The organism is Sulfitobacter brevis (genome assembly GCF_900112755.1).
Lineage (GTDB): Bacteria > Pseudomonadota > Alphaproteobacteria > Rhodobacterales > Rhodobacteraceae > Sulfitobacter > Sulfitobacter brevis.
Window position 1 is genome coordinate 1 of the sequence record NZ_FOMW01000009.1, and the last position, 16,204, is coordinate 16,204.

Genomic DNA, 16,204 nt, shown 5'->3' on the forward strand with positions numbered 1-16,204 from the left:
AAGGGTGCATTCATCATACGGATCGCGGGTCGCAATATTGTTCCAACGAGTATCAACGTCGCTTGTCAAAGCACGGCTTCAAGGTTTCGATGAGCGGCAAGGGCAATTGTTACGACAATTCCATGGTGGAAGCGTTCTTCAAATCCATTAAGGCTGAGCTGATCTGGCGCAACCGTTGGGAAACACGCCGTCAGGTCGAGGGCGCGATATTCCAATACATTAACGGCTTTTATAACCCCCGCCGTCGCCACTCATCGCTCGGCGGCAAGAGCCCCTTGGCTTTCGAGCGAAAGGCCGCATAAATGAGTTGAGAGACCGGAACGTAGGCGCGACAAGACCAAGCTGCTGGACGATCTCTTGAGATCGATTGTGAGCAGGGCTTCCACTACGACGCGCTCGAGCAGGGAGATAGCCTTCTACGGCTTCTTGAATTTCCCGACGTGAACAAGGCTGTCCAAAAACATCGCACTCAACTAAGTAGTCCAAGAACACCGAAACGACCTCGCTATATCTCTTGAGTGTGGCCGCAGCGAACCTTCTATTCAGCATATGGGTGACGAAAATATCGAATTGCGGTACGAAGAATCCCTCGTCGTCAATTAATCAGAATTTAGTATACTTGCCTTCCTTGTACTGAAGTTTTGTGAAATTCTTCATTCGGTGATCCCCCTCCGTTTAATAGGTGTAAATTCATATTCGTCATAAAAAAATTAGTTAAAAAGATTGTTCTCTGGCCTGAACCCAGCAGTTAAACTCCTCATTCTGTATTGATTTTTCTATCATGCGAGCTTGGATATAAGCGCTGTTAAGGTAATTGACTTCGTCACCTTGCAGACCAAGCTTTGATGGATCTACCGCTCGTTCGACCGCATCGCAAACATGCCAATACCGATCTGTCGCTTCTTTAAAACTATCTGTAAGACAAATCTTTGCGTCGTAATGGCACGAAATGTGAAGTCTTTCGGTGGAAGCAGGCTTCTTGAAGCGTTGGGTGCTGACCTGCTTCGTAATGAACTGATCACTTTCTGTGGCGTGCTCTCGTTTCTTGGTCTTGCTGTACCAAGGGTTGTCATTAATCCAATCGTTCTTCAGTTTCAGAACTTGATTGGGCACGATCAAGCTCTCGATGCTTTTACTATCTAGAAGTCGATAGGATAATACGTCCAGTGCAGCCTTACGCATTTCTTGATCTAGATGCCAAAGTTCACCCACGCTGATCTCATAAACGGTCGGGTCAAATGCTGCTAGTAAAGTGTCTCGACACACTTTGCTGCAAGCAGTTCCACTGAAGGCGGCCAACAGCAGTTTTCTAACATTTTCATCGATGGTCATAGTTAGTCGGGCCTCTATCTCTACTCTGGAGGCCTCAACTAGCAGATTGAAGGTGATTCGTAAACAATTGAATTATAAGGATAAATTGTCAACATAGTGAGGGGTGAGTGGAAGTGAAGGATAGGATAGAGGAAGACGATCAGCGAGCTTATCCTTCACGAAACGGCCACAGAAAGGATTAGGGGGTCAAAATACAAAGGATTGCGGAGACAGAGGCTTGGCCCGCACCGATGACGCTCTGCGTTGTTTGAAAAGATATATCTCTATAGATCGGAAGGGTTGCGTTGGTGAATTGATACGAAGGAATGCGTACCCCCGCTGGGCACCTCGGGCTAGTTCCCGGATCAACATCGTGTTGGTGTCTGACGTCAGCGCTTATGGGTCCAAATAGCGTTATTTGATAAGAGAGTATTGTTGGCTCATCATAACCACTGAGGAGTGGCCGATGAGACAGGCAACTGAAACACGCAAAAGCCCTGGCGAGAAGATCGTCAAAGACATCAAACGGGCGCACCGCTGCCCGGCAGTCGATACGCAGTATCGATGAGAGGGGCGCAAACATTATTCATCCGAAGAGAAGATCCGGATCGTGCTGGATGGCCTGCGTGGCGAAGACAGCATTGCCGAGCTCTGCCGTCGTGAGGGCATCTCTCAAGGCATCTATTACAAATGGTCCAAGCACTGCCCGGCAGTGCATGTTTACATGCATGAGAGGGGACTTCATAGAGGCTGGCAAACGGCGTTTGGCAGGCGATACGGCTTGACCTGCCCCCCGAGGCTCCCTTATTCATAACGAGAGTTTGCGGGTCTGGGTTTCATATTCTTCGTCGTCAGTTTGGGCAAGCGCGTCGTGCGCGGAGCCCTCAAATTGCTCAAGCGCTCGACGCGCTTCTGCCGGTGTTTGGTTCCCAAGCGATGAGTGCGGCCTGACGTTGTTGTAGTCGTATCGCCAGAGTGCCAGCTTACGACGGGCGTCATCCAACGTATCGAAGATTTCCTCATTCAACAGCTCGTCCATTGCCCGGCAGGTGATTGCAAAGCAATCTGCCGAGAGGGTCGCAGGCTGCCATTGAAGCTTTCTATGAAGGCATTCTGCTGGGGTTTGCCGGGGTCGATGTAATGCCAATCAACGTCGTTATCACCGGCCCATTTTAGGATCGCACGACTGGTAAACTCCGTGCCGTTATCACTGACAATGCAGGCAGGCTTTCCATAAATACGGACAAGCGCGTCAAGTTCCCGCGCGACACGAGCGCCCGAGATGCTGGTGTCAGCCACCAAGCAGAGGTTCTCGCGGCAACAATCGTCGTTTACAGCCAGCATGCGGAACTTGCGTGACGCACCAAACGTATCAGACACAAAATCCAGCGACCAACGTTCACCTGGCCGCAAGGCCACCGGCATGGGCGTGCGCGACCCACGTGCGCGCTTGCGGCCCCTTCGCCGCCTGACGCCCAGCTTTTCGTCAGTATAAAGCCGATACAGCTTTTTGTGGTTCATGATCATTCCTTTGCGTTCCAGAAGCACGCCGATCCGGCGATAACCGAACCGACGCCGCTTGCTGGCAATCGCTTTCATCTCTTCGCGAACTTCTGGATTATCCGGCGGCCGATCACGCCGGACAGTCTTGGGATCGACACCGACAAGCCTACACGCCCGACGTTGCGAGATGTCGTGATCCCGCATTGCCTTGCGTGCTGCAGCCTGTCGCACATTCGGTGTCGTCAGCTCTTTCCCAGCAAATCTTTCAACACAACATTATCGAGCATCGTGTCGGCCAGCAGGCGCTTCAGCTTAGCGTTCTCATCTTTCAGCGATTTAAGGCGGTGGGTATCAGAAACGTTCACTCTCGGGACATCGCTACGCGATACCCTGCCGTGCAATGCATGCCGCCATACTTGGCTTTGAACTTGTAGAACGACGCAGGGCTGAGGCCATGCCTGCGGCACACCTCAGCTGTCGGCATCCCAGCTTCTTGTTCTTTGATCATTCCGATAATTTGGGCTTCAGTAAAACGGCTCTGTCGCATTTGTTTGCTCCTTCGAAGGTTGAGCAAACTCTACATTAAACTGAGGGAAGTTTCGGGGGGCAGGTCAGGCTCGTGCCGCAAACACTGACGAGGTGAAGGACCTTCGCCGCGAAGCCCGTGACCTGAAGGAAGTTGTGGCGGAACAAACGCTGGAACTTCGCTTGCTTAAAAAAAAGCCTGCTGGGAGATGGGGGCGACCACGAATGAGGTATCTACTACCCGGCAGTCGCTGTTTACAGCGATGAGAGGGCGGCACCTGAAAAGTTAGAGATCATCCGGCTGGTCGAAGAAAGCCACCTGCCAGCGCGCCTGACGCTGGCCAAATTGGGCATCCCCCCACCACGTTCTATCGCTGGTACGACCGATATCTGCAGCGTGGCGAGGCCGGATTGCAGGATCAATCTCCCAAGCCTAAACACGTTTGGAACCGCGTGCCCGATGACGTGAAGCGCAAAGTCGTCGACTTCGCCTTGATAGAGACAGAGCTGTCGCCCCGCGAACTGGCAATGACGTTTACAGATCAAGAGCGCTATTTGGTCTCTGAATCTACTGTGTATCGCGTGCTCAAGGCGCAGGACCTGATTACCAGCCCGGCGTTCATCGTGCTCAAGGCCGCGAGTGAATTCAAAGACAAGACGACAGCCATCAACCAGCTTTGGCAAACTGACTTCACATATATCAAGGTCCTCGGCTGGGGTTGGTTTTACTTCAGCACGGTTCTCGACGACTACAGCCGCTACATCGTCTCTTGGAAGCTCTGCACCAACATGCGGGCCCAGGATGTAACAGACACATTGGACCTCGCATTACAGGCGTCTGGCTGCGATCAGGTCCATGTCGTCCATAAGCCACGTCTGCTCAGTGATAATGGATCCAGCTATGTCTCAGGCGACTTGGCAGAATGGTTGAAAGACAAGGGCATGAAGCACTCGCGCGGTGCGCCGTATCATCCCCAAACGCAGGGCAAGATTGAGCGGTGGCACCAGACATTGAAGAACCGCATCTTGCTGGAAAACTACTTCCTGCCGGGTGACCTCGAAGCGCAAATCGAAGCCTTCGTCGATCATTACAATCATCAGCGTTACCACGAGGGCCTGAACAACGTCACACCCGCCGACGTCTACTTTGGACGGGACAAAGCCATTCTACAGCAAAGGGAAAGGATCAAACGAAAGACACTCGAAACGCGACGCTTGCATCACAGACAACGCGCCGCATAATCAAACCAACCAGATGAGCCGAACTCTCTCTTAGTTTAGGCCGCCGTTGGTCCCAAAAACCCTGACGACGGACAATTTACGCCGAATACTGTCCAACTAATGGGGAGTAGCTCAGTATTTCGGCATCGAAGACCGGAACGCATGCATCTACGTCAGTCGTAGGAGACTATGTCCCTCTTTGTGATGCATCGATTCCCGAGTCGTTTGCCTGTTTTTCTATTTATTTCAGACGCTATAAGCAACTCTGAAAGAGAAGGGATTGAATCGATATGAGTAAGTACGAAAACCTCGTGGAGAAGCTGCGCGAAATTTTCCAGATCGACCGTCCTGACCTCGATTTCGGGGTCTATCGTGTGCTCAACGCGCGCGCCGACGAGATCGACGACTATCTTTCTAAACGTCTCAAAGAACATATTGCCGAAGCTCTGACCTCCGGGGCTTCTGACAACATGAAAGTCATCAAGACCGCACTAGCAAAGGCCGAGAAAGGGGCTGAGGATGCGGGCATTGATCCAGCGGACTCACCCAAGGTCAAACAGTTGAAGCGTGATCTTGCGTCTGCTTCAACTGGCGCGGCCGAGTATGAAAACCAGGTATTCTCACACCTGTTGACCTTCTTTTCGCGTTACTATGATAAGGGTGATTTCATTAGCCAGCGACGGTACAAGGGTGACACCTATGCGGTCCCATATTCCGGCGAAGAAGTCGTGCTGCATTGGGCCAATCGAGACCAATATTACATAAAGAGTGGTGAGAGCTTTTCAAACTACACCTTTAAGCTGGACGATGGGCGTAGTGTCCACTTTCGTTTGGCTGCGGCCGACACAGCAAAAGACAATCGCAAGGATAATGACAAAGACCGCCGTTTCATGCTGGCCGACGCGCAGACGGTCGCGCGATTAGGTGATGATGGCGAAGCTTTTGAAGAGGCGACAGTTCCAGTCAGTATCGAGAATGGCGAACTGGTCATCAAGTTTAATTATGCCACGACTCCAAAGGGTACTAAACAAGAGAAGCTAGTTGAGGAGGCTGTTGCTTCAGTGTTGGCCGACGATGCAATCAAAACCAAGTGGGTTGGCTTGGCGTCGCGTGCACCGACCGAGAAAAAGCCGCAGCGTACACTGTTGGAAAAACACCTTGCCGACTACACACAGAAAAATACGGCCGACTACTTCATCCACAAGGATTTGGGGTCCTTCCTCCGGCGGGAGTTGGATTTCTACATCAAGAACGAAGTAATGCACCTCGACGATCTGCAGAATGCCGAAGCTTTTGCTGCGATTGAAAAGAACCTGCGGATGATTCAGTGCCTGCGCGCGGTTGCGCAGGATTTGATCACTTTTTTGGCCAACATTGAAGACTTTCAGAAAAAGCTCTGGCTCAAGCGGAAATTCGTGGTGGCAGCAGAGTACTGCGTGACGATAGACCGGGTGCCAGAGGCGCTATATGCGGCCATTGCCGCCAATGATGCGCAATGGGCCCAGTGGCACAATCTTGGGATGCGTGAGAATGCGAAGGCAGGTTCAGTTGATGATCTGAAAGCGCACAAATCCTTAATGGTCGATACTGAACTGTTTGACGCTTCTTTTAAGGCGGAGTTGTTGCGAGCGCTGCCAAATTTAGATGCGGCCACGGATGGACTATTAGTTCACGGAGACAATTTTCAGGCGCTGACCCTACTGCAAGAACGGTATCGCGACCAAGTGAAGTGCGTATATATTGATCCGCCTTACAACACGGACGCTTCCGCTATTGACTATAAGAACGGATACAAATCCTCTAGTTGGCTGGCGCTTATGGATTCCCGATTGCGTGCTGGACGGATGCTCCTTAACAGCGAAGGTGTTCTACTTGCGGCGATTGATGATGCTCAATATCGAGAATTGAGCATATTGATTGACAATCTTTTCGAAAAATCTCTGGGAAGTTTCTCCATTCGTTCGAACCCGTCAGGCCGCCCGACAAAAACCGGCTACTCTGTCTCTCATGAATACATGATTGCGGCAGGTACTTCTGACAAATCAAACATTGGGAGGTTGCCCCCAACTGATGCCCAACGAGCAAGGTTTAATCAACTAGATGACGACGGACCGTTTGAATGGCGAAACCTGAGGAGGGAAGGGTCTAACTCTGATCGGTCTGCGAGAAGCCGTCTTTACTATCCGATCTATCTTGCCGGAGATACGATAAGAGTTCCTGAAATGGAATGGGTAGAGGATGAAGACCAGTGGCGCATTCTGGAGAGCTTAAAGCAAGGCGAACTAAGTGTATGGCCAAAAACGATGGAAATATTGAAAAAACGTGGAGGTGGGAGGGGGATACCGTCATGGCTTCGCTTGGCCAGCTTGCCGTCCGCAGGGATCGATCCGGAAAAGACTATGTATACTACAAGAGGCGGCCAAATGCTGCTGGTGTTGTTTCTGTATCGACCTGGGCAGACGCCAAGCATTCGGCGACAGAGCATGGCTCTAACCTACTAAAAGATTATTTTACCGGGAAAACCTTTTCCTACCCTAAGTCACTCTATACCGTTTCGGACGCTATATATGTCGGAGGCGGCGCTTCACGTGAAATGACAACGTTAGATTTTTTTGCCGGTTCAGGAACTACAGCCCATGCTGTGATTGAGCTCAATCGCAAGGATCATGGCAAACGGAAATATGTTTTGATCGAGCAAGGCAAATACTTTGAAACAGTATTAAAGCCTAGAGTCATGAAGGTTGTTTATTCGAAAGGTTGGCGTGAAGCTAAACCAATCGCACCTGAAACAGGAATTAGTCACTTATTCAAAATCCTGAAAATAGAAAGCTACGAAGACGTACTTAACAATTTGATTTTTGAACGCACGGATGACCAGGAGAATTTTCTCAACGGCTTCAAGAAAGAAGCCAAAGATAATTATCTGATGCGTTATATGTTGGATGTGGAATCTAAAAATTCGCTCTTGTCGATTGATGATTTTCTCAAACCTTTCGATTATGCCCTTAAGATTGCGGTAGACAGCGCAGGCGCGTTTAAAACCCGCAAAGTCGATCTGATTGAGACGTTCAGCTATCTAATCGGATTGCGTGTCGGCGCCGTAGATCTCAAAATGGACAAGGGATATGCGCATGTCACAGGCACGCTCCCGTCAGGCGAGCGCACGATGGTTGTGTGGCGTGACTGCGAAGTTATTGGCTATAATGATCTGCCAGCTCTATTTGACGGTCTGGGACTTGTCCCCGGTCAAAAAGACTATGACCTCATCTATGTGAACGGCGACCACAACGTTCCCGACATTTTGGTGACAAAAGAAAATGGTGAAGACGTGACAGAACGGATGACCCTCCGCCGGATCGAACCCGTGTTTCTGGACGCAATGTTTAACGTGGACGACGTATAATGGCGAAGGCTCCAAAACGGTCGTTTCATACAGAGCTGGTCTTGAACCGCTGGATGCTCAGCCACTTTGAGGGAGGTTCGCTGTCCGCATTGAAGGGACGGTTGGGTGACATATTCCATGAAGATATCCGAGCAGAAGGACAGACCGGGTTTTTCAATCAGTTAGAGCATATGCTTGTCGACCCTGACCAAGTCAGCGCAGCTGATCTGCGCCGCTATGATCTTCACATCGTCACGCACTGGCAGGCGATCACCAAGAAGCGCAACCGCACAGCTGGCGCAGTACTAACAATGAAATATTTTCAGTACCTGTCTCTGCTGTTTAGCGAGATCTATTTGGACTGGTATTTCAACAGGCGTCAGGCGCTTCTGGACGGGCTAAATGTCGCAATGTCTGCGTATCATGAGGAGAAGGGCGCCGAACCGTTTCGCAATTATACCGCCGATGATCTGAATAAGCTGGCGTTCTGGAATGCTACTGGCAGCGGGAAGACATTGTTGCTTCATGTGAACATCAAGCAGTACTTGCATTACTACCAAGCGGAAGCCGCCAACTCTTATCCAGACCGCATCATTCTGCTGACCCCGAACGAGGGACTATCAGTACAACATGTGGAGGAATTTCGCGAGTCCGGGATAAGTGCCCAACTTTTCGACAAAAACGAAACGAGCGGTATGTATCGCGGTCGTGTCGATGTGATCGACGTTAACAAGCTGGCCGACGACACGGGTGAAAAGACCGTTGCAGTGAGTGCGTTTGCTGGGGATAACCTTGTACTTGTCGATGAAGGCCACCGCGGAACTGGTAGTGCGGGTGGCGCATGGATGGCGCGGCGCGCCGCGCTTGTCGAGGGTGGCTTTGCATTTGAGTATAGCGCAACATTCAGTCAGTCTGTTGCGAAGGGTAAAACCATTTTAAAGGCAGAAGTTGATGTTCTCAATGCCAAGGCCAAGCTTCAGTTTGGAAAGACCTATCGCCAATTAACTGAAGCCGAACAGGCCGAGATTGTCCTGACATCGGATGACCGCGCAAGAGCGAAGATTGCGGCAGTGCGGGAAGCCTACGCCAAGGCCGTCTTGATAGACTACAGTTACAAGTATTTTTACGCTGATGGTTACGGTAAGGATTCGTTGATCCTGAACCTGCGCGAGGATGCCTATAATGAAAACGGCGACCTATATTTTACGGCATGCTTGTTAAGCTACTATCAGCAGCTCTGGTTGTGGGAGACAAAGAAAAAAGAAATTTCGGCTTTTAATATTGCCAAGCCGCTTTGGGTTTTTGTCGGCAACACGGTCACTGGTGAAGATAGTGATGTACTCGAAGTGCTGCGGTTTTTGGCGCGTTTCTTGGGAGATGAAGCTGGATCAGTTCAGCGGATCAGAAGTCTGGTTGAAGGGAATGCCCAGCTCTTAGATCCTAAGGGCCAAGATATCTTCGAGAAACGCTTTGTACCACTGATGCATAGAAATTCCGAAGATATTTACAAGGATATTCTCAAGCGGCTGTTTAATGCTGAAGCCCGTCAGCGCTTGAAACTGGTTAATCTCAAGGCCACAGACGGTGAGCTTGCTGTGCGCGTTGGAACTTCAGAGCCATTTGCGCTAATAAACATAGGTAACGCAGCTGGGTTCTTTAAAACTGCGGCCGACGAAACAACATTTGAGACTGAAAGCGATGATTTCGGCGGCGGGTTTTTCGGTGCCATAAACTCGAACACGAGCCCGTTAAACATCTTGATTGGATCGCGAAAATTTACGGAGGGCTGGTCCAGTTGGCGAGTGTCTACAATGGGGCTCCTTAATATGGGCGCTGGTGAAGGCTCGCAAATCGTTCAGTTGTTCGGTCGTGGGGTCAGGCTAAAAGGCCAAGGAATGTCTCTAAAGCGGTCTTTGCCTGACGAGAGACCTAAGAGTGCTTTTATCGAGAAGCTGGAAACGTTAAATATTTTCGGTGTTCGCGCAAATTATATGGCTAGTTTTAAGGACTACCTCAGAGAAGAAGGGGTAACCCCCAGCGACGAAATCTTGCATTTGGATTTTCCGACCCAAAAGAATTTGCCAAAGGGGCTGAAGCTTAAAAGCTTGAAACTACGCGATGGTTTTGATGAAAACGGCACTGTTGGGTTCAAGCGAAAGCACTTTCCTTCTCTCTACGAGATCCCGCAAGCGCTGGCTGGAAAAATCAAGCAACCACACGTCACTGTAGACTTATATCCTCGGCTTGAGGCATTGGACACTACTTTTCGAGAAGGCGCTACTGCGCCAAGTGCCCGCAATTCAGGTAAGCTTTGCAAAGACGCATTCTCATTTTTCGACTGGTTCGCCATTTTTGAAGCCCTTGCACGACACAAAGACCTACGCGGTTACAGCAACCTCCGGCTATCGAAAGACCAGATCAAGTCTTTCTGCGAAGGGGACAACGAATGGTACACACTGATCGCACCTGACCTTGTTTTGTCGATCAATTCATTTGAAAACGTCAGAGCGCTGCAGGCGATTTTAATTCGACTTTTGTGTGAATTTACAGACCGGTTTTATGCCGCGATCAAGGCTGGCTTTGAGGGGGAGTTCTATGACGCGATTGTCGTGGAAGAAAACCACCCGGCAATATTAGAAAAGTACGCCCTAGAATTTGAAGGAAGTGACGAAGCACGAATGTATCACGACAAGATTGTTGCATTGAGCAACTTTGTAGCTTCCAAAGACATAGCTGCGGCTGCCGGTTGGGCAGCCAAAGGTGTTGTAGCCATCAGTTTCGAGAAGCACTTATATTACCCTCTTTTAACCAAGGAAAAAGGCTCAAACATCCCGCTTGAGCTCCGTCCCATGGCTTTTGATGCACCGAGCGAAATTCGATTTGTCAGGGATCTGGAAGAGTTCTGCAAATCGCGAAAAGGCGTCACAATCTTGGATGGAAAACGCCTGTTTTTGCTTCGTAACCCCTCTGTTCAGAGCAAGGGACTTGGGTTTGCAACCGCAGGAAATTTCTATCCAGATTTTTTGCTTTGGGTTGTGGACGATAGCACCGGTCAGCAGTGGTTGACACTCGTCGATCCTAAGGGAATTCGTCAGCTCTCTATCAGTGACGCAAAGTTCAATTTATTTAAGGAAATTAGGAGCTTAGAGAGCGGACTTGAGGATCGTTCGCTTGTACTCAACGCTTTCATTTTGTCTGATACCCCATATCCGAACCTTCTAAACATCCAATATCAAACGTCGAAGTTGGAGCTCGAGGAAAAGCATGTTCTCTTTATGGATGATGGGCAGCAAAATTACTTGAGCGGGATGTTTAGTAGAATTCTTGCGTCCGAATGAAGGCACATTTGCCACAACCTGGTCTTTTGAATTGGCTATTTTGGTATAGCTTAGTATCGAAGGTATAGCTTGGTAACAAACGGAGGAAGGGAGAGACTGTAATGCGTCTTAGAAATGAAATGTCTGTTAAGCCGGTTCGTCTCGCACTATGTTTAGTTGCAAAATAAGCTTGTCAGCAACCCCGGGAAACGCTGAGGCTTTTAAGTCTACCTGAAAATCGCTACGCCTTCGAGCACCTACGACCTCGCAATGTACTGTATACGATAAACTCGACACGTCGTGTCATCGTTGTAGATATTATACTCAACTACTAATCCCGAATTGGTGCAAAATAAATATGTCAAGCGATAATAGTGCGGATTCGTTTCAAGATCCCGATAGTCTATTGGACTTCTACAAATATTTGACGGTAGCGGCCTTTGTAGTACTATCGCTATTGTTCTTGTGGTACTTCGTCGCGTTCTTAATTGCGAAAAGTGAAAGCGAACTTGGCGGCCTTCGTCCGAGTTTGTCTTGGATCAAGGTAAACACCGAAGCAGTCTCGGCTCCATTCGGCCTCATCTTGTCATCGGCCGTTGCGTTCGCAGGTTCTTTAGTTGCGATTAAACTCTCCAATAATGCACTGCGGTTAACGAAGCAGTCCGGTAAACAGCAGGCCGAGCAAATGCGTATTGATCGGCATCAGAAAGCCATTGAAATTTGTAGTATTATTTCTCCTGTCGCTTCGGAAGTTGATCTAGCGGCTAGGCAGGTAACTGACGCAATTCTCACGGGTCTAGCCATGGCATCGTCGCACACTAATAGACTTCTCGCCGAACTAGCTGATTGTGGAGAATCGGATAACTCTGTTTATCCGCCTCGGACATATGTCACCCGAACCCAGGTCCGCAATGCTGTTACTGAGTTAGCGCTGGTGCTGCATCTCTCAGGGATACTTTCGGGCATTTCAACAGGCCTATTTCGGCTTTACCAATCATATGGCGGAGCATCCGGAATCGATACAGCGTCGTTGAATTGGAAGCCGCACTCGAGCAAGCTCCAGGAGCGCTTCTTACTCGAATATTCCAGATTAGATAGCAGCCAAAGCGCTGAATGGGATGCCTCTATTGTAGATGGGCTGGATCATCGTCCCAAGGTTCAGCGTTTGCTTGATCAAGTCGCGCAAATGAATCCTCGCGAAACTGCCGCATATTTGCGAGCTCAAGCAGGTGCGTTAGATGCCGATTCAATTACTGACGCATTCATGGAGTACTTTGGCGGAATCGTTCATTTAGGTTCAAACCCAGAGGCCCTCGTTGGTACAGGAGGTATGAATAGAATATCTGAGGATGCCAATCAGCTCTTTTTCGCGGCCCTTTTTGGATTACGAAGAATGTCTGCGACGTTCGGATACGTAAACCCTGATGATATCGACATCTCAACTGAGAGAAATGTATACTATTACCGCGTAAATACCGGCATCCCAGTAATGCTCAAGGTATTAGATAGCCTTCCGTCCAGTCACGCCGTTGAGAAGGAATTTTCCAGACTTACTGTGTCTATGACGAGGACTTTTGAAAGCGTTAAAAAATCGGAGGATGGTTCGCTTCAGGAATATGTTGAAAACTTCTTGCGGATTCACACTGCCAACCACGACGGAAACAGGGATGCTCTCAATAACATCCGAAACCAACTTATTGCACTTATAGAAGAGAACGGCGGTATTGATACTGGTGTATTTATCGTAAAGCAGGTCTAGTTGTCCTTAAGAGGAACTGGTTTATGTACTGAAACATCCACTTTGCTGATACCCTTGTGGAAAACGAGACAACAATTTGAATTGGCCTAACAGCCAATGCGCCTTGGAACGTGCTTGCTATATGAGGGCCGCTCGCTCCAAGGCGCGAAGAACCCCTAACCTAATATTGCTCCGCATTCTTAGCAGATTCCTACGCCGCCGTGCACACTCAGAACGTTCTCCACTCTGCTCAGTCAGACCAGACGCGAATGCGGAATAAGTCGTGAGACTATATGGCGGCTATGCGATTCAGACCTCCGGAAAAACGCCATTTCCTTCTTCCTTTTACATATAAGATTTGCATTCTACGTGAATAACATGAAGGGGTCCATATTGAGCACAAAAGTTTGTTGTAAGTCGATAGGGGGAAACCACTAGACTGCTTTAGATGGCAACGATGTTCATACAGTAACAGTAACAGTAAAGTTTAAGCTGTATCGCAGTGCAGGTAAGAGAAGAACCGCGGACCTACTGATTACAAATCAGTTGCTCTACCAGCTGAGCTATAGGGGCAAACGCGCTTGGCGTTTTGGGCTTGGCCATCTTAGGCGTTCGCGTGGCCGTTCTTTAGTAGATCATCGAAACGGATGCAAGTGGCCTCGGCAGCATCGGGGGCAAGAATTTTACCGTGCTGTCATTATGCGGTTTTACCCCAGCTATTTGCAGTTTTACTCCCCCCGTCAGAGCGGCTATTCAGGCGCCATCGTACACAACCCAAGAGCGGATAGAAATGCAGCTGGTTTTGCACACAGGCGCCCATTACACCGAAGAAGAGCGGCTGTTGAAATGTCTGCTGCGCAACACAGATGATTTCGTCCAGCGCGGGATCTCCGTGCCGGGGCCGACCAGTTTTCGTGCATTAATGCGCGACACGCTGAATGCGATGGACCGCAAGCCTGCGGCAGAAAACGCCCGCGACGTGCTGCTGGATATGATTCTTGATGATTCCACGCCGGAGCGGGTGATCCTGTCAGATCCGAACTTCTTCCGCACGCAAGGCACAGCCGTGAGGGAAGGGGTCCTGTACCCTGATGCGCCCAAGCGGATGATGCACATGGGGCAGATCTTCGCGGCCGACGAGCTTCGGATATTTCTAGCGATCCGTAACCCCGCGTCCTTGCTGCCGATCCTGTACGATAAAGCGCTTGAAAAAGAAGACGACAAATTCTGGGGCGGCCGCGCGCCCAGCGATGTACGTTGGTCCGAGACTGTGCTGGCGATCCGCCAGTCGGCGCCGCAAATTCCGATCACGCTGTGGTGCAATGAAGATACGCCGCTGATCTGGTCTCAGATCATTCGCGAGCTTGCTGGCCTTGAGCCGGATGAGAAAATCCACGGCGGCTTTGATTTGTTGAACCAGATCATGTCCAAGGAGGGAATGATGCGGTTTCGCAGCTATATCGATACCCATCCTGACATGTCCGAGATGCAAAAACGTCGGGTGATTGCCGCGTTCCTGGATAAATTTGCGCTCGAAGAAGAGATCGAGGAAGAGCTCGATATGCCCGGCTGGACCGAAGAGCTCGTCGAGGAATTGACCGATATTTACGACGAGGATGTCGAGCTGATCCAGCAGATCCCCGGCGTGACCGTAATTTTGCCCTAAGCGGGCAGGCGGGTTTAACGCCTATCGCATACTTGTGCAGATCTAATCGGGCCCTGCAGGAGCGCTCCGGCAGGGCCCGATGCTCATGAAAGCTGGGCGGCGATCTCGCAGATCACTTCATAGGCGATATCGACGTCATCCGATGTGCAGGTAAATGCGCCCGCCTGAAAGCGGATCACCAAGGCGCCCTCGACGCGGGTTTGAGTCAGGTAGATACGCCCGTCCGCATTGATTGCATCCAGCAAACGCTGGTTCAGCGCATCGCAGTCAGCCGTACCCCCGGGCGCATAGCGGAAGGTAAAGAGCGACAGCATCGGCGCAGTGACAATCTCGAAATCAGGAGTGCCCTCAAGCTTCTGCGCGAGGTTTGTAGCCCAAGAGACATGATTGCGGATCATCTCACGTAGGCCATCAAGGCCATGGGCGCGGATCAGAAACCATAGTTTGAGCGCACGGAACCGCCGCCCCAAGGGCACGGACCATTCGGAATAGTTGACAATCCCGTCAGCGCCTTGGGTTTTGAGGTATTCCGGCTGGATCGCCAAGGTTTTCACAAGGCTCGACGGGTCGCGCAGGAAATGCGTTGTGCAATCAAACTGCGCGCCAAGCCATTTATGCGGGTTCAGAACCACACTGTCGGCATCCTCGACACCTTTCCAGAGGGTTTGAAGCTCGGGGCAGATCATCGCAGCACCCGCCCAAGCCGCGTCCACATGGGTATAGAGCCCCTCAGCGCGGGCTATCTCCATCACAGCCGCGATGTCGTCCACAGCGCCGTTGCTGGTGCCGCCGACGCAGCAGATGATCCCTGCGGGGATCATGCCTGCGGCACGGTCGGCAGTGATGGCCTCACGCAGGGCGCCTGCATCCATGGCGCGGGTGGCGCCACCGGTGGGGATGCGCACCAGATTAGCCTCGCCTATCCCCGCGATCCAGATCGCACGATCCACCGAAGTATGGACCTCGCTTGAGGTATAGATCCGCAAGGTCGGTTGTCCCGCCAAACCCGCGGTATTGCCCTGCCAATCAAGTGTACGTTCGCGCATGGTCAGCACTGCACAAAGCGTCGCAGTGCTGGCGCTGTCCTGGATCACGCCTGCAAATCCTTCGGGCAGGCCGATGGCCTGGCGCATCCAGTCACAAACGCGGGTTTCCAGCTCGGTCGCGGCGGGGGAGGTTTGCCACAGCATGCATTGCGCGGCGATGGCGCTGACATAATATTCAGCCAAGACCGACACCGGCGCGGCATTGGCGGGGAAATATGCAAAGAAGCGCGGATGCTGCCAATGGGTCATGCCCGGCATGATCGTCGTTTCAAGATCGCCGAGAATATCATCCAGCGGCTGCGGGGCATCCGGGGGCGAAAGCGGCAATTGGGCCAAGATATCGCCGGGCTTGGTCTGTGCCCTGACGGGGCGCTCACGCAGGCCTGCGTGATAGTCGGCTGCCCATTTCGCCGCATCTGCGCCGTGCTTTTCGAATTCGTCCCAGTTCATCTTAGGCCTCGCCTGCGCTGCCCGGCGGACTGCGCAGGGCGGGTG

At 50.9% G+C, this 16,204-nt stretch carries 7 protein-coding genes and 4 pseudogenes; 8 read left to right on the forward strand and 3 right to left on the reverse strand.

The features are described 5' to 3' along the window. Nucleotides 1-302, forward strand: a 302-nt coding sequence (locus tag BM174_RS12825) for an IS3 family transposase (protein ID WP_143092456.1), incomplete at its 5' end; no start/stop codon positions are given. Nucleotides 303-714: 412 nt separating this feature from the next. Here the strand turns inward: BM174_RS12825 and BM174_RS12830 are convergent. After that, nucleotides 715-1,332 carry a DUF7673 family protein gene (locus BM174_RS12830; RefSeq protein ID WP_093924266.1) on the reverse strand — a complete coding sequence of 206 codons (618 nt, stop codon included), beginning with the start codon at nt 1,330-1,332 and terminating at the stop codon, nt 715-717. Between the two features lie 445 nt (nt 1,333-1,777). Here BM174_RS12830 and BM174_RS20825 point away from each other — a divergent pair. After that, nucleotides 1,778-2,093, forward strand: a pseudogene (locus BM174_RS20825) (transposase); the annotation flags it as partial. 26 nt (nt 2,094-2,119) lie between these two features. On the opposite strand, the pseudogene BM174_RS12845 reads toward BM174_RS20825, so the two are convergent. Then, nucleotides 2,120-3,361 (reverse strand): annotated as a pseudogene (locus BM174_RS12845) (IS3 family transposase). 44 nt (nt 3,362-3,405) lie between these two features. Between BM174_RS12845 and BM174_RS12855 the strand changes: the two are divergent. The 6 genes and pseudogenes from BM174_RS12855 to BM174_RS12880 all read left to right on the forward strand — a co-directional run. Continuing rightward, nucleotides 3,406-4,581: pseudogene (locus BM174_RS12855) on the forward strand (IS3 family transposase); the annotation flags it as partial. A 1,556-nt stretch (nt 4,582-6,137) separates the two neighbouring features. After that, nucleotides 6,138-6,773: pseudogene (locus BM174_RS21595) on the forward strand (DNA methyltransferase); the annotation flags it as partial. Nucleotides 6,774-6,907: 134 nt separating this feature from the next. After that, nucleotides 6,908-7,963: a DNA methyltransferase gene (locus BM174_RS21600; protein WP_143092458.1), complete on the forward strand. Its 1,056-nt coding sequence runs from the start codon at nt 6,908-6,910 to the stop codon at nt 7,961-7,963. A 41-nt stretch (nt 7,964-8,004) separates the two neighbouring features. Then, nucleotides 8,005-11,280: a DEAD/DEAH box helicase family protein gene (locus tag BM174_RS12870; protein WP_218152934.1), complete on the forward strand. Its 3,276-nt coding sequence runs from the start codon at nt 8,005-8,007 to the stop codon at nt 11,278-11,280. 337 nt (nt 11,281-11,617) lie between these two features. Continuing rightward, nucleotides 11,618-13,018, forward strand: coding sequence for a hypothetical protein (locus BM174_RS12875; protein WP_093924273.1), 1,401 nt, complete (start codon nt 11,618-11,620; stop codon nt 13,016-13,018). 769 nt (nt 13,019-13,787) lie between these two features. Next, nucleotides 13,788-14,663, forward strand: coding sequence for a hypothetical protein (locus tag BM174_RS12880; protein WP_093924274.1), 876 nt, complete (start codon nt 13,788-13,790; stop codon nt 14,661-14,663). A gap of 83 nt (nt 14,664-14,746) precedes the next feature. Here the strand turns inward: BM174_RS12880 and BM174_RS12885 are convergent, their stop codons facing one another. Then, nucleotides 14,747-16,159 (reverse strand): pyridoxal phosphate-dependent decarboxylase family protein, encoded by a 1,413-nt coding sequence (locus BM174_RS12885; protein ID WP_093924275.1) that lies wholly within the window; start codon nt 16,157-16,159, stop codon nt 14,747-14,749. Nucleotides 16,160-16,204 lie beyond the last annotated feature (45 nt).

Coding starts and splice junctions, on each gene's coding strand:
- BM174_RS21600 (WP_143092458.1), top strand. CDS start 6,908: ATGGCTTCGCTTGGCCAGCTTGCCGTCCGCAGGGATCGATCCGGAAAA.
- BM174_RS12875 (WP_093924273.1), top strand. CDS start 11,618: ATGTCAAGCGATAATAGTGCGGATTCGTTTCAAGATCCCGATAGTCTA.
- BM174_RS12880 (WP_093924274.1), top strand. CDS start 13,788: ATGCAGCTGGTTTTGCACACAGGCGCCCATTACACCGAAGAAGAGCGG.
- BM174_RS12885 (WP_093924275.1), bottom strand. CDS start 16,159: ATGAACTGGGACGAATTCGAAAAGCACGGCGCAGATGCGGCGAAATGG.
- BM174_RS12830 (WP_093924266.1), bottom strand. CDS start 1,332: ATGACCATCGATGAAAATGTTAGAAAACTGCTGTTGGCCGCCTTCAGT.